Annotated in this window: 12 protein-coding genes; 3 read left to right on the top strand and 9 right to left on the bottom strand. The window is 64.8% G+C overall.

Annotation, left to right across the window (positions count from 1 at the left end):
• Positions 1-5: 5 nt before the first annotated feature.
• From FKZ61_RS22275 to FKZ61_RS22260, 4 genes are all read right to left on the bottom strand, one after another.
• Positions 6-1,148: a DegT/DnrJ/EryC1/StrS family aminotransferase gene (locus FKZ61_RS22275; protein ID WP_141612354.1), complete on the bottom strand. Its 1,143-nt coding sequence runs from the start codon at positions 1,146-1,148 to the stop codon at positions 6-8.
• 56 nt (positions 1,149-1,204) lie between these two features.
• Positions 1,205-2,197 (bottom strand): NAD-dependent epimerase/dehydratase family protein, encoded by a 993-nt coding sequence (locus tag FKZ61_RS22270; protein WP_141612353.1) that lies wholly within the window; start codon positions 2,195-2,197, stop codon positions 1,205-1,207.
• Positions 2,198-2,243: 46 nt separating this feature from the next.
• Entirely contained in the window at positions 2,244-3,473 is a 1,230-nt protein-coding gene (locus tag FKZ61_RS22265) for a glycosyltransferase (protein WP_141612352.1), read from the bottom strand.
• Positions 3,474-3,647: 174 nt separating this feature from the next.
• Complete coding sequence (locus tag FKZ61_RS22260) at positions 3,648-5,285, bottom strand: SpaA isopeptide-forming pilin-related protein (protein WP_141612351.1); 1,638 nt, start codon at positions 5,283-5,285, stop codon at positions 3,648-3,650.
• A 391-nt stretch (positions 5,286-5,676) separates the two neighbouring features.
• Here FKZ61_RS22260 and fni point away from each other — a divergent pair, with 391 nt between their 5' ends.
• Both fni and FKZ61_RS22250 read left to right on the top strand, forming a co-directional pair.
• Positions 5,677-6,732: a type 2 isopentenyl-diphosphate Delta-isomerase gene (gene fni, locus FKZ61_RS22255; protein WP_141612350.1), complete on the top strand. Its 1,056-nt coding sequence runs from the start codon at positions 5,677-5,679 to the stop codon at positions 6,730-6,732.
• On the top strand, positions 6,729-7,763 hold the full coding sequence (locus FKZ61_RS22250) for a polyprenyl synthetase family protein (RefSeq protein ID WP_141612349.1): 1,035 nt from the start codon (positions 6,729-6,731) through the stop codon (positions 7,761-7,763). The genes fni and FKZ61_RS22250 overlap by 4 nt, the downstream gene beginning before the upstream one ends.
• A 54-nt stretch (positions 7,764-7,817) precedes the next feature.
• Here the strand turns inward: FKZ61_RS22250 and FKZ61_RS22245 are convergent, their stop codons facing one another.
• The 3 genes from FKZ61_RS22245 to FKZ61_RS22235 form a co-directional block, all read right to left on the bottom strand.
• Positions 7,818-9,359, bottom strand: a complete 1,542-nt coding sequence (locus FKZ61_RS22245) for a dihydrolipoamide acetyltransferase family protein (protein ID WP_141612348.1) — start codon at positions 9,357-9,359, stop codon at positions 7,818-7,820.
• A gap of 213 nt (positions 9,360-9,572) precedes the next feature.
• Complete coding sequence (locus FKZ61_RS22240) at positions 9,573-10,571, bottom strand: alpha-ketoacid dehydrogenase subunit beta (RefSeq protein WP_141612347.1); 999 nt, start codon at positions 10,569-10,571, stop codon at positions 9,573-9,575.
• Between the two features lie 84 nt (positions 10,572-10,655).
• Positions 10,656-11,675, bottom strand: a complete 1,020-nt coding sequence (locus tag FKZ61_RS22235; protein ID WP_211358693.1) for a thiamine pyrophosphate-dependent dehydrogenase E1 component subunit alpha — start codon at positions 11,673-11,675, stop codon at positions 10,656-10,658.
• A 422-nt stretch (positions 11,676-12,097) separates the two neighbouring features.
• Between FKZ61_RS22235 and FKZ61_RS22230 the strand changes: the two genes are divergently transcribed.
• Positions 12,098-13,363 carry a trans-sulfuration enzyme family protein gene (locus FKZ61_RS22230; protein WP_229964363.1) on the top strand — a complete coding sequence of 422 codons (1,266 nt, stop codon included), beginning with the start codon at positions 12,098-12,100 and terminating at the stop codon, positions 13,361-13,363.
• 21 nt (positions 13,364-13,384) lie between these two features.
• Here FKZ61_RS22230 and topA read toward each other — a convergent pair whose 3' ends face one another.
• Together topA and FKZ61_RS22220 are read right to left on the bottom strand one after the other, a co-directional pair.
• Positions 13,385-15,955, bottom strand: coding sequence for a type I DNA topoisomerase (gene topA / locus FKZ61_RS22225; RefSeq protein ID WP_141612346.1), 2,571 nt, complete (start codon positions 15,953-15,955; stop codon positions 13,385-13,387).
• Positions 15,956-16,139: 184 nt separating this feature from the next.
• Positions 16,140-17,054: a dihydrodipicolinate synthase family protein gene (locus tag FKZ61_RS22220; protein WP_141612345.1), complete on the bottom strand. Its 915-nt coding sequence runs from the start codon at positions 17,052-17,054 to the stop codon at positions 16,140-16,142.
• Positions 17,055-17,300: the final 246 nt, after the last annotated feature.

The following is a 17,300-nucleotide window of genomic DNA, read 5'->3' as shown; positions in this document are numbered from 1 at the left end:
AAGGACTACGACTGGATTGTGGGAAGGGCATCCGCCAGGGCGGTTGCCACCTGCTCCACCTGGGTCGGGGTCATCATGGGGTGCATGGGCAGGGATAAAATTTCGCCGGCCAGCCGCTCGGTGTGAACCAGGGGATGAGCTACCTGCGCACCGGCCTGGTAGGCGGGCTGCTGATGTACAGGCACCGGGTAGTGGATGCCCGTGCCGATGCCCTTCGCCCGCAGATGTTGTTGCACCCGATCTCGCTGGGGCACCCGCACCACGTAGAGGTGGTAGACGTGGGTGGAATCCGGCCGCTCCACGGGCCGATGAACCCAGGCCGGCAGGTGGGTCCGGTAGTGGGCAGCCAGCTCCCGGCGCTTCTCGTTCCAGGCCCGCAGATGGCGCAGCTTCACCCGCAGGATGGCCGCCTGGATCTCATCCAGGCGGCTGTTCAGGCCGGGCACCTGGGAGACGTAGCGGCTGGATGGCGTCCAGCCATACTCCCGGAGCAGGCGCACCCGTTCCACCAGCTCCGGATCCCGGCCGATCACCGCGCCGCCATCCCCCAGCGCGCCCAGGTTTTTGGTGGGGTAGAAGGAGAAACAGCCCAGGTCGCCCCACGTCCCCACGGGCCGCCCCCGGTACTGGGCGCCGTGGGCCTGGGCGCAATCTTCGATGACGGGGATGCCGGCCTCCCGGGCGATGGCCAGGATGGGTGCCAGGTCGGCCGGGTGGCCATAGAGATGAACCGGTACGATGGCCCGAGTTTGGGGCCCCACAGCGTCGGCCAGGGCCTTGGGATCCAGGGTGCAGGTCTCCGGATCCACGTCCACAAAGACCGGCGTGGCGCCGGCCAGTTGGATGGCGGCCGCGGTGGCCACCGCGGTGTGGGAGACGGTGATGACCTGGTCGCCCGGCTGCACGCCACAGGCCCGCAGGGCCAGGTGCAGGGCGTCCGTGCCGGAATTCACGGCCACACAGCCAGGCGCCGCCCCGTCCGGCGGCTGGCAAAAGGCGGCGAACTCGGCCTCAAAGGCGCGCACCTCTTGTCCCAGGATGTACCAGCCGCTGTCCAATACCCGGGCCACGGCGGCATCGATTTCGTCCTTCAGGGCCAGGTACTGGGCCCGAAGATCCACCAGGGGAATGGGTTCAGCGATTGCCATAGTCGCCCCTGCCTGAAAAAGTCACAGCCATCTTCATCTCCCCCCTGCCATTCCAACTACCAGTAGTGACGCCAGTGCTCCTGGTAGTATTGAATCATACGCGTCAGACCGGTCCGCAGATCGGTGGTAGGCTGCCAGCCCAGGGTCTCCTGGATGCGGGCGTAGCTGGAGTAGACGTCGCCGATGTCGATGCGACGGCGATCCTCGGGCCACGGTACCAGGCGGATGCTTCCTCGTCCGGCGATCTCGATGATGAGCCGGGCCAGGTCTAACAGGGAGACTGGCTCCTGGCCGCCCAGGTTAAAGACCCGACCGTTCACCGCCTCCGAGGCCCCTGCCCGCAGGAAGGCATCCACCACATCGTCCACGTAGCAGAGATCCCGCAGCTGTTGGCCATCGCCGTAGATGGGGATCTCCCGTCCCTCCACGGCCAGGCGGACAAACCAGGCGATGAAGCCCTGGCGGTTGTGCTTCATGAGCTGGCGGGGGCCGTAGGTGTTGGTCAGGCGCAGGGAAGCGGTGCGCAGGTCGTAGGCCCGGTGGTAGACGATGTGGTACCACTCGCCGGCCAGTTTGTTGACGCCGTTGACGTCCGTGGGTTGCTGGCGATGCTCCTCGTCCAGGGGAAGATATTGGGGCTTGCCGTACTGCTGGCGGGTGCCGGCGTAGATCACCTTGATGGCCGGGTTCTCGTGGCGGCAGGCCTCCAGGATAGAAAGCTGGCTGCGGGCGTTGATCTCCAGGTCGGTGAAGGGATCCAGCATGGAATCCAGGTGGCTGACCTGGCCGGCCAGGTTGAAGAGCAGGTCCTGGCCTTTGACCAGCGCGCGCATGGAGTATGGATCCCGCACATCGGCGATGTTTACCCGCAGGCGCTCCTCGTAGCCGGCAATGTTGAAGAGGTTACCGCCGTAGTCGGGGATGAGGGAATCCACCAGGGTCACCCGGGCGCCCAGGTCCACCAGGCGGCGGGCCAGATTGGAGCCGATGAAGCCCAGTCCGCCGGTGATGAGGATGCGTTTATCTGCGTAAAAATCCAGATAATTCAAGGTTGCTCCACTGCAGAAACCACAGGTTTTACAAATGGATACAGATTTAGCCCGATTTCTCTTCTGTGCCGCTGAGCCGGGCAAAGTGGTGGATGTAGCGGCGGGCCAGGTGGGGCCAGCCCAACTCGTTCTCGATACGAGCCCGGGCGGCCGCGCCCATGCGCCGGCGCAGTTCCTCGTCCGCCACCAGACGGGCCAGGGCCTGGGCCAGGGCAGCGGCGTCCTGCTCGGGTACGATGTAGCCCGTCTGGCCATCCACCACAGCCAGAGGATTGCCCGCCACATTGGAGCCCACCACCGGCTTGCCGCAGCTCATGGCGTCCAGGACGCAGACGTTGAGCCCGTCGGCGGGCCGACTCACCGAGGGCATGACCAACACGTCCGCCAGGTTGTAGTAGACGCCGATCTCGTCCTTGGGCACCGGGCCTACCCAGCGCACCCTGCCCTCCACGCCCAGCTCCACGGCCAGCCGCTGCCAGGCCGGCCGGTCGTCGCCGTCGCCCACCATGACGGCCACTACGTCCGCTTCCTGCAGAGGCGGTTCGGCCAGGGCCCGCAGGAGGTAGTCGAAGCCTTTTTTGGGCACCATCCGCCCGACGCAGAGCAGGACCTGGCTCCCTTCGTCGATGCCCAGGCGCTGGCGCAATTGGGCCACGCCGGTGGTGTCGGGCTGGAGGGCCTGGGGGTCGGTGCCGTAGATGATCAGGTCAAAGCGGCCTGGGTCGGCCCCCAGGGCCACCACACTGTCCCGCAGGGATTCGCTGTTGGCGGTCAGGAGGCGAGCCTGGCGGAAGGTGAAGCGGGCCATGGAGCGGAAGAGGGGATTCTGCCCGGCCACCAGCGCGTCGGAGCCGGGCACCGAGACCACCAGGGGAATCCCGAGCCGACGGCTGACCACGGCCCCGATGAAACCGTTGGGCAGGATCCAGTGGGCGTGCAGCACATGGGGCCGTAGCCGACGGGCCTCCCGGAGGACGGTGGCGATGCCGGCGGCGAAGAGGGCCGGACTGAGGAGGTAGGCCTCCAGGCGCAGGGCCAGGTCCGACTGCATGGTACGCATGTAGCCCAGGCGATGGAGTCGCTCCGGCCAGGCGTACCGGTACAGGCGGAGGGAGACCGGGCCATCCAGGGGCCGCCGGTAGGCCTGGTCATAGGGTGCCCACACGGTGACCTGCTGTTGCTGGGCGGCCAGTTCCTGGCAGAGGGCTTCCACAAAGGTTCCGCTAAAATCCCCCGGAAAACGGGGATAGTTGTGGGTCAAAACGCCGATGTGCATGGGTTGATTCTAACCCACATCCGCGCCAAAGCGGAAACAGAAGGGGCCAGGGGCGACACCCGTTTTGGATGTCGCCCCTGGCGCATGGAGAGATATGGAGGGTGGGATCGTTCCGGCCGGCAGGGCGGCTATGGAGTCCTCCATGCCGGCCAGGAGGCAAGTTCGTGCAGATGGTTACGGAATGCAGACCTTCTGACCGGCGTAGAGCCAGTAGTTGGGCTGCTGGCGAATCCAGGGATTCGCATCGATCATGGCCTGGGCGGGGACACCGAACTTGGCGCCGATGGCGAAGAGACCATCACCCTTCTTGGCCACGTAGACGCTGCTGCAGCCTTTGCCCATGTCCCAATCCATCTTGCCCTTGTCGTACTTCTGGCTCTCGGAGTGGCCCACCTGCTGGTTGACGAAGTCCTCGAGCTGGACACAGGCGCCGGGCCACTCGGGCAGGGTCACCCGCTGGCATTTGGGCGTGTGGGGCAGCCAGCCATCCTGATCTTCCTCACAGACTTCGTAGGTGGCGCCTGGCACCCGGTAGTCGTTCCGCGGGAAGGAGATCTTGAACTCACCCAGGCCGTCGGTGTAGACAGCATCCGGCTCGTAGCCGCCAGGGGTCAGCGGGGTGGCCGTGATCTTCCAGCCGGGGATACCGTAGCCGCCGTTGGCGTCCACCTTGCGGCCTTCGATGCAGAAGCCGCTGTCGTCCTGCTCGTTCTCGAAGGGCACGTAGATGCACTCACCACTGGTGACGTTGATGTCCTGCTGGGTCACGGTGAAGTTGGTCCAGCCCGGCCGCTCCTCTTCCACCACGGTGTAGGGGCCGTAGGGGAGGTTCTCGAAGCGCAGCCAGCCTTCTGCATCGGTCACGCCCTTGCGGGCCACGGTGCCATCCTTGCGCAGGAGCTTGAAGCCCCAACCGCCGGCGCCAAAGCCGTAACGAGGATCGGAGCCGTTCTCATAGGTGTTGGTCTGGGTGGCAAAGCCGGGGAGTTGGCCTTCTTCGCCCACGTCGATCAGACCGAACTTGCGGATCACCACACAGCCGTCGTTCACGATTTCGTTCTTGAAGACGATGATGTAGGGCGGATCTTCCTCACCCAGGGGCTGGACGTCCAGGGTCTGGCGGCCGGTGGGCGGCACCACGGGCATGAACTGGACCTTGTTCATGTCATCTTCCGGCTGCGGCGGGCGCTCCTGGAAGATCCACTCGCCCGGCGTCAGGTGGAAGACCACCTTGCCGTCGCTGTCCGTGTCCCCATCCACAGGCTCGGCGAAGAAGTTGCCGGGGCCAGGTCGGGCCTCGATGTTCCAGTTGGGCAGCGGGTTGTGGTTGGCATCGATCTTGTAGACCGTCACCTCCACAATCTGGCGCACCTTGAAGCGAATGCGCACGCAGCCATCCCGCCCCTCGCGGATGCGAATCTGGAAGGTGTCCGGGGTGACCGGCTCCCACCCGGGCTGGAGCTGGATGGTGGCGGTATAGGTACCCGGCGCCAGGTCCAGGAACTCAAACTCGCCTTCGCCCAGGGCGTCGTCGTCGCCCTCGTCCGGCTTGGGTGCGGAGGTGGTGGTCAGGACCGAGCCATTGGTCAGGGTGATAACCCAGCCAGCCAGGGGCTCTTCCTCATGGTTGATGACCAGGCCCTCGATGCAGAAATCGCCACTGGCGGTACCGCCGATGACGCCGCCCTGGGCCAACGCGGTGGTCGTCGTGGCGTAGATCAACACGGCCAGGAGGGCGACTGCCATGGAGAGGGTCGCAAAGAGCCAAACCCCAGGGGAGGGACGGCCTCTGCCAACGTCGTTCGGAAACATAGAGTTCTCCTTTCCTATGCCCTTGAAATGCTTGAAAAGCCTCTGTTTTGAAATGCCTCTGTTGATAACGAAGGAAAAACCTTGAAACTGTCTGAAATGCTGGACTTCGGTTACAATTTGACCGCCGGCGGTGGGTCTAACCCGCCCCGATCTGGGGCTCCACAAGGGCCGTCGGCTGCCCTGATTCGCTTACCATGACGTAGAAGCCAACGAATAGTTACGCCAAAATCCTAAAATTCATGCCGAAATTGACTCCTTTCCCGATACTCAACCCGAACTGAGCGCCATCCTGTTGACAGGTTTGACGCAAAATTGGGCAAAACAGTACGCTGAATTGAAAGAAAATTGGGGGAAAGATGGCCAACCAAGCGCAATATCCAAGGGGGACATCTTGAGCATTGAAACCCGCAAGGCGGATCACATCCGCATTAACCTGGAGGAAGATGTCCAATTCCCACAGTTGACCACGGGGCTGGAACGGTTTCGCTTTGTACACCAGGCCTTGCCAGAACTGGACCTGGACGAAGTGGATCTGCACGTGGAAGTCTTCGGCAGGCGGCTCTCCGCCCCCATTCTGGTCAGCTCCATGACAGGGGGCACGCCAGAAGCCGGTCGCATCAACCGGGTGTTGGCCCAGGCAGCCCAGGCCCGGGGGCTGGCCATGGGCCTGGGCAGCCAGCGGGCCGGCCTGGAACAGGCCAACACCGCCGAAACCTTCCGGGTCCGGGATGTGGCGCCAGGCCTCTTCCTCTTTGCCAACCTGGGAGCCATTCAGCTCAACTATGGCTACACGGTGGAGCACTGCCGCCGGGCCGTAGAGATGGTGGAGGCAGACGCCCTGATCCTCCACCTGAACCCCTTGCAGGAAGTGCTCCAGGCCGAGGGGGACACCCGGTGGCGGGGCCTCCTGCGCCAGATCGAAGCCGTCTGCCGCGCCCTGCCGGTGCCGGTCGTGGCCAAGGAAGTGGGTTGGGGCATCAGCGCCCAGACGGCGCGGCGCCTGATCGATGCCGGCATTCGCGCCATCGACGTGGCCGGCGCCGGGGGCACTTCCTGGAGCCAGGTGGAGATGCACCGCGCGCCCACCGAGCGGCTGCGGCGGTTGGCCGCCTCCTTCGCCGACTGGGGCATTCCCACCGCGGATAGCCTCCTGGCCGTGCGGCAAGTGCGCGCGGAGATGGGCCGGGAGGATGTGGCCCTGTTTGCCAGTGGCGGCATCCGCTCGGGCCAGGACATCGCCAAATGTGTGGCCCTGGGCGCCGACCTGGTGGGCCTGGCCTCGCCCTTCTTGAAGCGGGCCGTGGAATCGGTGGAAGCGGTGATCGAGGAGATGGAGATCCTGGAAACCGAAATGCGCATCGCCATGTTCTGCAGCGGTGCTGCCAACATTGCCGCCCTGCGCCAGCCCGGGGTGCTGGTGCAACAGCCAGAAGGAGAGAAACTGTGAAGCAGGAGGATCTGGGTCGCTTCGTGGGCTATTGGCTGCCGCAATTGGAAGAGGAACTCCGGGCCATCCTCCACAGCCCGGAGGAGGCGGTGGCCGGCCATTACGGGATGATGCACTACCACATGGGCTGGGTGGATGAGCACTTCCAGCCTTATGCCGCGCCGGCCGGCAAACGGCTCCGGCCCATCCTCTGCCTGCTGGCCTGTGCCGAAGTGGGCGGGGACCCATCTCAGGCGTTGCCGGCTGCAGCGGGCATTGAAATTCTCCACAACTTCTCGCTGATCCACGACGACGTGGAAGATGGCGACGAAACCCGCCGTCACCGGCCCACGGTCTGGAAGCTGTGGGGGATTCCCCAGGCCATCAATGTAGGCGATGCCATGTTCGCCCTGGCCTTTGCCGGCGTACAACGCCTCTCCCGCCGGGGTGTCCCGGCCGGACAGGTGCTGGCGGCGCTGGATCTGTTCACCCAGACCTGCCTGGCCCTCACCGAGGGGCAGCACCTGGACATCGATTTCGAACAGCGGGAGCAGGTGACGGTGGCAGACTACCTGCGCATGATCCAGGGGAAGACGGCCGCGCTGATCCGGGCCAGCGTGCAGATTGGGGCGCTGCTGGGAGGGGCATCACCGGCGCAGCAGGAGGCGCTGGGCCGCTTCGGCCAGGCGTTGGGCCTGGCTTTTCAGATCCAGGACGACATCCTGGGCATTTGGGGGGATCCCGCGGTGACCGGCAAGGCGGCCGGCAACGACATCCTGCGGCGGAAGAAGAGCCTGCCCTTGCTCCATGGGCTGAACAGCCCGGCCGTGGGTGCCCAATTACAGGCCCTCTTTGCAGATGCGCCCACAGAAGAACAGGTGCCTATCGCCATGGAACTGCTGGCCCAGGCCGGCAGCCGGGCCTACGCGGTCGAACAGGTGGCCCATCACCACGGGCAGGCCCGCCAGGCCCTGGAAGAAGGGCTGGGGCGAAGTGTGCAAGGGTCCGTACTCTGGCAGCTGGCGGAGACGCTGCTGCACCGGGACGCGTAAGGGGCGGGTCGTGGGAAATGCAAAAGGGGCGGGTCCTGGGACCCGCCCCGACGGTTATTGGCCGTAACTTTCCAGCGCCTTCTTGACCGCCGCGCAGAAGGCGTCCGCCGTGGCGCCGTCCAACACCCGGTGGTCGTAGCTGAAGCCCAGGGTGGTCATGGGCAGGAAGGCCAGGTAGTCGCCGGTATTGGCTTCCAGCGGATGCCCCTGGCTGACCACCACGGGCCGCTTTTCGATGGCACCCACGCCCAGGATGCCCACCTGGGGCTGGACGATCACGGGCGTCTGGAAGCGGCTGCCAGAGGTGCCGTAGTTGCTGAGGGTGAAGGTGCCGCCCTGCAGGTCTTCCTGGCTGAGCTGCCCCTTGCGGGCCTTTTCGGCCAGTTCGTTGACCCGGCGGGCGATGCCCATGAGGTTGAGCTCGCCGGCGTTCTTGATGACCGGCACGATCAGGCCGCCCATGCCGTATTCGTCCGGCGGCAGGGCCACGGCCATGCCGATGTTGTAGTAGCGCTTGATGATCACGCCCTCGTCGGTCCAGGTGGCGTTGGCCGCGGGCACCGCCTTGAGGCCGGCCACGATGGCCTCGATCAGGTAGGCGGTGATGGTCAGGTTGACCCCAGCCCGGGCAAACTCGTCCTTGTGGGCCTTGCGGTGGGCCAGCACGGCGGACATGTCCACGTCCCACATGGTGGTGACGTGGGGGGCGGTGAAGAGGCTGGCGCTGGTGTTGCGGGCGATGGCCAGGCGCATGCGGCTGTGCTTGACCAGTTCCTCGCCCGGGCCGAGCTGGGCCGGCGCTGCCTTTTCGGCCGCAGGGGCCGCAGCAGGGGCAGCCTTGGCGGGGGCCGGCGCGGCAGGGGCCGTGGACGGCGCCGCGCTGGGCCGGGCCGGCGGGGTCAACGGATAGGCAGGCTCCACGGTCACCGGGTGGCCCGCTTCCCGGCTGGCCACAGCGCTGAGGACGTCATACTTGGTCAGGCTGCTCAGGGGACGGCCGCCGGCTATTTCCTCCAGATCGATGTTGTATTCAGCGGCCAGCCGCCGTACCGGCAGGGAGGCCACGTCGGCCAGTTCACCAGGCAAGGGCTCGCCCCCGGCCGGCACCTGGCGCCGGCTGCCATCGGCCGAGGCCAGCACATCTTCCTTGGTGATGCGACCACCCGGGCCGGTACCCGGCACCGTGTCCAGGGCGATGCCCTTTTCGGCCGCCACCCGCTTGGCCACAGGCGAGGCCTTGACGCTCTGCCCGTTTCTGGCAGCGGTGGGCGCCGCAGCCTCGGGCTCGGCAGGCGCTTCTTCGGCCTCTTCAGCCTCCTCGGCCGCGGGGGCAGCAGGCGCAGCGGAGACCTCTTCCCCTTCCTCGCCGAGGACGGCCAGCACCGCGTCCACCGGCACCAGTTCCCCTTCGGCATAGTTCAGCTTCAACACCTTGCCGCTGGCCGGTGCCGGCACCTCGGTGTCCACCTTATCCGTGGCCACTTCCAGCAGGATGTCCCCTTCCTGGACCTCATCTCCCTCCTGGACCAGCCAACGGCTGATGGTGACCTCTTCCGTACCTTCTCCCATGTCGGGGAGCTTGACTTCTATCGCCATGAAGTTTCCTCGCTATGATGTACAGGTTGCCTCACTCGTGCAGTCTGGCGTAAATACCACGGCAGAAATTCCGGGTGCCCTCTGGGCGCACTCCCTCTGGTGGAAACCATCGGCGAATTTCTGCCGGGATTTACCAGTAAACCCCGGCAGACGTAGATCACGCAAGGGTGCGTGACAGGAGTACTAGAGGGACCGCCGGGATGGGGCGGCACGTCAGGCCGCCACCGGCTGGCGCCACATCTCCAGGACAGCCGCTTTGATGTTGCGCTTCCAGGGCAGGATCTCCTCTTCCAGGGTTTGAGAGACGGGAATGGAGACAGGAGCCATGCCCAGCCGGCGGGCCGGGGCCTGGAGCAGGTGCGGGGCTTCTTCATAGACCCGGGCCACAATTTCGCCGCCGATGCCACAGTTGGCCTGGGACTCGTGGACAGCCAGGAGGCGCCCCGTTTTGGCCACCGAAGCCAGGACGGTCTCCATGTCCAGGGGGACGATGGTACGCAGGTCCACCACTTCGATGTCGATGCCGTGCTCCTCGGCCAGCTCCTCGGCCGCTTCCAGGGCCTGGAGCAGGCAGTAGCCAAAGGTGACCAGGGTGAGATCGCTGCCTTCTCGCTTGACGTCCGCCTTGCCGATGGGCACGATCACTTCCTCCCCCACGTCGGGCAGTTCGCCCCGGGTGAAGTAGAGCATTTTGTGCTCCAGATAGAGCACCGGGTTGTTATCCCGGATGGCGGAGATCAACAGCCCCTTGGCGTCGTAGGGTGTGGCCGGGGCCACCACCTTGATGCCGGGGAAATGGGCCACCAGGCTGTCGATGCACTGGCTGTGCTGGGAGCCGTAGCGCTTGCCCCCGCCCTGCTGGCCCCGGATGACCATGGGCACCTTGACCAGGCCGCCGGACATGTAGTGCATCTTGGCGCCCTGGTTCAGCACCTGATCGGCGCAGACCAGGATGAAGTCCATGTACATGAGCTCCACGATGGGGCGCATGCCCACCATGGCGGCGCCGATGGCCATGCCCATGAAGCCCTGTTCGCTGATGGGGGTGTCGATGACTCGGGTTTCCCCGAACTCGTCCAGCAAGTTGCGGGTCACCCGGAAGAGACCACCGTAATGGCCCACGTCCTCGCCGATGAGGAACACGCTCTCGTCCCGGCGCATCTCTTCCCGCAGGGCTTCGTTAATCGCTTGGATGTACGTCGTCTTTCGCATGATGCTTCTCTCTCTGCTGAATCGGCGCGACAGTGAATCGGCGCGACAGGCGGGTCAACCGGGGTGGGTTGACGCCAGCCTCGGTTAAAGGGCAAAGACGTCGGTATACGCCTCGGCCGGATCGGGCCACGGGCTGTTCTGGGCGAACTCCACCGCGGCGGCCACCTCTTCCTCGACCTCGGCCCGGATATCGGCCAGGACCTTTTCGTCCACTCCCCGTTCCAGCAGCCGGTTTTGGAGGACCACCAGGGGTTCATGGGCCCGCTGGGCGTCGATCTCCTCCGGTGTGCGGTAGGTTTCCAGGTCACCGGCCATATGGCCGGCCAGCCGGTAGGTGAGGCCCTCGATGAAAGTGGGGCCTTCGCCGGCCCGGGCCCGGGCCGCGGCCTGGCTCACCGCGGCGTGGACGATTTCCACATCGTTGCCGTCGATCTGCAGGCTCTCCATGCCGTAGGCCTGGGGAAATTTGTAGAGCTCCCGCACCGAAGATGTGCGGGAAATGGGCGTCATCTCCGAATAGCGGTTGTTCTCGCAGTAGAAGATGATGGGCAGGCGCCACTTCTGGGCCATGTTGAAGGTCTCGTGCATGACCCCCTGGTACATGGCGCCGTCGCCGAAGAAGGTGATGGCGATGCGGTCCTCGCCCCGGATCTTGGCCGCCAGGGCCATGCCGGCTGCATGGGGGACCTGGGCTGCCACGATGCCATTGGCGCCCATCAGGCCCAGCTCCGGCTGGATGAAGTGCATGGAGCCGCCCTTCCCCTTGGCAAAGCCGTCCCGGCGCCCCAACACCTCGGCGATGGCCTGTTTCGGATCCATGCCCCGGGCCAGGGCGTGGTGGTGGCCCCGGTAGGTGCAGGTGAGGTAGTCTTCTCGCCGCAGGGCCGCAGCCGCGCCCACCGCGTTACCTTCATGGCCGATGGCTGTGTGCATGGCGCCGCCGATCTTACCCGACTCGGCCAGTTCCAACAGGGACTCCTCCACCCGCCGGATCAAGAACATGGTGCGGTACATCTGGGTGAGGGTCTCGTTGGGCAGGTGGCTGGGTTCGATGGCGCTGGCAGCCTGGGAGGAAAGTACATCTGCTTCAACAGAAGTGGACATGGTTTCTCCTCTTGCGTTCCAATTCTCTGTAGACAAACCGGGCGAAGGTCGCCCAAAATAAAATCGTTCCTCTGCCCGACGGCAAGGGACGTTGGGTCGTTCATGTGGGAGCACAGGTTGCCCGAGAGCGGCCTGTCGACCGCTCTCGTTCTGCGACATTCCCGTTTTGTGACAAAGCAAGCGTCTGGCCACTCGGCCGTCAGGAATTACAGCATCCAGCTTGCTCAAAGGCAATGCAAAGTTATACCATATAATACCATATAAGGGGCTGCTTCGATAGGTTTTGACCTGCTGTTTGCGCGCATTCACCCCCGGCTGGCCCAACCCACTTTCGAGCCCGATCATTTTACAGATGTCCGGCGTCGGTGTTATGCTGGGCCAGATTTGAGGGGTTCAAATTAAGATGCTCGAGGGAGGATCCCATGTCCGCTGATCTGCGTTCAACCGATACAGAGCTGCCAGCCGCCAGCCAGAACGGCATGACGTCGGGCCGTCCGGAAACCCGATACCCCAACTCCACCCAGGCCGTCCACGCCGGGGAGCGCCGTTACCGCGCCCACGACAGCCTCACCGTCCCCATCGTCCAGACGGCAGTCTACACCTTCCGGGACAGCCAGGCCCTGGTGGAGTATATGGAAGAGCGGATGTTCTGGGATGAGCCGTTGCGGGAGGAGTATGGCCGCTACGGCAATCCCACCGTGCGGGCCGTGGAGGCCAAGCTGGCCGAGCTGGAGGGGGGGCAGGAAGCCATGCTGGTCAGCAGCGGGATGGCGGCGGTCACCAGCACCCTGCTCCTGCTGATGAACAGCGGCGACCACCTGATCATGACCGATGACTGCTACCACACCACCCTGGCCTACTGCCAGAAGTTTCTGGCCCGCTACGGCATCGAGACCACGGTGGTGCCCTGCGGCGACTGTCAGGCCATTGAGGCCGCCATCCGCCCCAACACCCGGGTCATCTTCACCGAATCCCCCACCAACCCCTTCATGCGCTGCGCCGACCTGGCCCGCCTGGCCGAGATCGGCCACCGCCACCAGGTCAAGACGGTGGTGGATACCACCTTCGCCACGCCCATGAACCTGCGGGCCCTGGACTACGGCATCGACCTGGTCGTTCATAGCGTGACCAAATACCTGGCCGGCCACAACGATGTCATGGCCGGTGCGGTCATCGGCAGCCACGACCTGATGACGCCCCTGCGTCAGGCCCACAACATGCTGGGCTGTATCGTCGACCCCCACGCGGCCTACCTGATCCTGCGGGGGCTGAAGACCCTGGCCCTGCGGGTGGAGCGCCAGAACGCCAACGGCCTGGCGGTGGCCCGCTTCCTGGCCGGGCACCCCAAGGTACGCAAGGTCTGGTACCCTGGCCTGGACGATCATCCGGATCATGAGATCGCCCGATCCACCATGCGGGGATTCGGCGGCGTGGTGACCTTTGAAATTGATGGGGATGGCGCCATGGCCCACCGCTTCATCGATGGGCTCAAGATTCCCACGGTGGGCCCCAGCCTGGGCGGCGTGGAAAGTCTGGTCAGCCCCATCGCTGTCCTGGGCTACAACGATCTGTCGCCCGAAGAATGCCAGGCCCTGGGAATCCGGGACGAACTGGTGCGCCTCTGCCTGGGCATCGAAGACACCCAGGACCTGCTGGATGACCTGGAGCAGGCCCTGGATCGTCTCTAGATCGATTCTGTCGACCGTTGGCTACGACTTCCGGCGACTTCTCGTCGTCTTCTTCTTGCTGGCCTTTTTGGCGGCCAGCCATTCCAGCGCCTGTTCCAGGGTTACCTCTGCCGGATCCACATCCTTGGGAATGGTGGCGTTGGTGCGCTTGTGTTTGACGTAGGGACCATAGCGCCCCTCCAGCACCTGCACCACGCCACCGTCGGGGTGCTCCCCCAGCTCTTTGATCACCTGCTGGCTGCCCCGTCCCCGGCGGGTGGATGCCTGGGCAAGGAGCTCTAGCGCCCGGGGCAACTCGATGGTCAACACGTGGTCCGGCGGTTTGATGCTGGCAAACTTGCCGTCGTGCACCACATACGGTCCGAAGCGGCCGACCCCGGCCTGAACCGGCTTGCCGGTCTCGGGATGATTGCCCAGGGTCCGGGGGAGGCTCAACAGCTTCAGGGCCAGCTCCAGGTCCACCTGCTCTGGCTCCATGCCCTTGAGCAGGCCGACCCGCTTGGGTTTCCCCTTGCCGTTGTCATCATCCCCCAGCTGAACATAGGGTCCGTAGGGACCTGCCTTCAGATAGACGGGCAGGCCGCTCTCCGGGTCCGTACCCAGCTGGTGGGGCCCATCGCTCTTCTGGGTGAGGAGCTGCTCCACCAGCTCGTCGGAGAGATCCGCAGGCGGCAGGTCGGGCGGCAGGCCCGCCGTCACCCGGTCGCCGTTGGTCTCCCTGGCCACGTAGGGTCCGAACTGGCCGATGCGCACCTCGGCGTGGAGGTCGTCCAGGTTGACGGCGCTGGCCGTGCGGGGATCGATGTTGGCCTCTTTGGTCTTGACCTGATTCTCCAGCCCATTCTCGCCCAGGTAGAACTGGCGCAGGTATTCCAGCCAATCCTTTTCCCCCGCGGCAATGTCGTCCAGGGTCTGCTCCATGTTGGCGGTGAAGTTCAGGTCCACTAGGTCAAAGAAATGCTCCTCCAGCAGCGCGGTCACCGCAAAGGCGGTGAAAGTGGGCACCAGCTCCTTGCGCTGCTTGAAGGCATACCCCCGCTGCAGGATGGTGTCGATGATGGTGGCGTAGGTGCTGGGGCGCCCGATGCCTTCGGCCTCCAATGCCTTGACCAGGGTGGCCTCGGTGTAGCGGGCCGGCGGCTTGGTCTCGTGGCCCACAGCCTCCAACTCCCGACAATCCACCTCTTCGCCCACTGCCAGCTCGGGCAGGGGTGCCTCCTGATTCTCCAGCGCGGCCTCGGGGTCGTCCGACCCTTCCACGTAGGCCCGGAAAAAGCCCGGAAAGAGCACCTGGCGGCCGCTGGCCCGAAAGACGGCGTCGTCCACCTCCACGGTGACCGTGGTAAAGCGCAGCCGGGCGTTGGCCATCTGGGTGGCCACGGTCCGCATCCAGATGAGCTCGTAGAGGCGCCGTTCCATCCCCGAAATGGGGAGCTGATCGGCGGGCAGCATCTGGTCGCCGGCCGGGCGGATGGCCTCGTGGGCTTCCTGGGCGCTCTTGGATTGGGTTCGATAGCGCCGGGGCTGGCGGGTCAGATATTCCTGCCCGTAGAGTTCCGAAACCCGGCGCCGGGCCGCCTGGATGGCCTGGTCGCTTAGGTGGACAGAATCGGTCCGCATGTAGGTGATGTAGCCGTTCTCGTAAAGGGACTGGGCGATGCGCATGGTCTCTTTGGCGCTCAGGCCCAGCTTGCGGTTGGCCTCCTGCTGCAGGGTGCTGGTGGTAAACGGGGGCGCAGGAGAGCGCTCAACTTCCCGGCTTTCCACCCCGGTGACCCGCCACACGCCCTGGAGCAGCCGTTCCCGCAGAGCCTCCGCGGCGGCCTGATCCAGCAGGAGGACCTCCTTGCCTTCGGCGATCTGGCCGGTGGCTTCATCGAAGTCGCGGCCACTGGCCACCCGGACTCCGCCCACCGAAACCAGCTGGGCTTCAAACCGATGGGCCGGGCTGTCAGGCCGCTTGTTGAGCAAAGCCTTCAGATCCCAGTAGGTGCCGGCCCGGAAGGCCCGGCGTTCCCGCTCCCGCTGGACCAACAGGCGCACGGCCACGCTCTGGACGCGGCCGGCCGAAAGCCGGGGGGCAATCTTCTTCCACAGGAGAGGGGAGACCGTGTAGCCCACCAGCCGATCCAGGATGCGCCGGGCTTCCTGGGCGCGAACCAGGTTCAGGTCGATGTCCCGGGTCTGCTGCAAGGCCTGCAGAATGGCTTCCCGGGTGATTTCATGAAAGACCATGCGGTGGACGGGCACCTTGGGCTTGAGCACCTGGGTCAGATGCCAGCCGATGCTCTCGCCCTCCCGGTCTTCGTCGGTGGCCAGGATCAGCTCATCCGCCTCCTTCAGGAGCTTGCGTAGCTGGGTGACCACCTTTTTCTTCTCGCTGGGGACCACGTACAGGGGCTTGAAGTCGTGCTCCACGTCTACCCCCAACCGGGACCAGGGCTCGCCTTTGTAGGCCGGCGGAATTTCGCTGGCCGAGGCGGGCAGATCCCGGATGTGGCCCATACTCGCCTCCACCCGGTATTCCTGGGGGAGGAAGTTGCGGATGGTGCGGGCTTTGGTCGGGGATTCTACGATGACTAGTTTGGTCATGAAACGATATTGTCCTCGAACTGTACCGGCCCTGACGGCCGGCAATCATGCCTCAACGCCTGTGCGACTGGCTATTATAGGCACACTTTCAAGGATTACACAACAAATCGGCGCACGCAAGCCGCAACAGGTACGAGGGCATGGTTCAAATCGACCCTTCACCGGACGGGTAGGGTACCCGCCCCTACTCGGGGCCAAAGGGATAGGCGTCTATGTCCTGTTCGATGGCCTTCAACAGGATGGAGATCTCCCGCCTGTCGTCGGCGTCCAGGGCACGGGGACCGGCAGGCACCCGCTCCACGGTGGAGGTGAAGACGCCCCGCCGCTTCAGGATGTAGCGCATGAAAGGGTGGTTTTCCAGAATGATCAGGGGCAGGAGCCGCCGGTGGAGCTCCCGGGCCTCCTCTTCCTTGCCGGCCCACAACAGCTCCATCACCTTGGCCAGCAGGTCCGCGATTTCACAGGCAGGCATGCAGCCGTTGGCGCCCCTGCGATATTCGTCGGGCAGAAACTTGCCCGCGGCGCCGCCGAAGATGGTCTTCACCCGATCCCCCACCAGGCGGGCCACCTCGGCAATGTGCTTGGGGCCGGGCATGCGCTCTTCCTTGATGTACTGGATCTGGGGGATCTCCTCCACCAGGGATGCAATCTGCTCACCGGTCAAGGGGGCGTACTCGTGGTGATTCTGCACCACAATGGGGCCGTCGAAGACCTGGGCGATACGGCGGTACATGTCCATGGCCATGGCCGCGTTGGTCCGCGCCGGGGCCATGGCGATGACCGCGTCCGCCCCGGCCTTCTGGGCAGCCCGGGCAAACAACACCACCTGGGGGATGGAGACGCCCGAACAGCCAAAGATAACCGGCAGCCGCCCGTTGACCTCTTCCAGGATGGCATCCAGGTTGCGGATCCGCTCCTCCTCGCCCAGCAGGTAGAACTCGCCCACCATCACCGGCCAGACGATGCCGTGTTGCCCGCTGCGGCAGCAGAAGTCGGCAGCGGCCCGCAGATCCGGCGTGTGGATCTCCAGATTTTCATCGTACGGGGTGGGCAGAAGGCCGAACACCCCCTTCATGTGCTCAAAGCGTGCCTTGGCCATGGTTGGTTCCTCCTTATCATTGGTCTGATCTATGGCTCCTCGATGGCTCCACTGCAAAAAGGGCGTTTTTTTGAACGCAAGGGCGCAAAGGCGCAAAGAAGCGCAGGAGAGAATCTCTCGAATCAGCGTTCATCTGCGTGGGTCAGCGTCCTCATTTGACCTTTGTGCAGTAGAGCCACAGATTTTTTCCATGCCCCGTCATCGGGCGAATGGATGTCCCACGGTGGAATGTTGTCCTCTGGAGGA

Origin of the sequence: Litorilinea aerophila (genome assembly GCF_006569185.2) — a bacterium.
Lineage (GTDB): Bacteria > Chloroflexota > Anaerolineae > Caldilineales > Caldilineaceae > Litorilinea > Litorilinea aerophila.
This window is presented reverse-complemented; position numbering and strand designations above follow the sequence as displayed.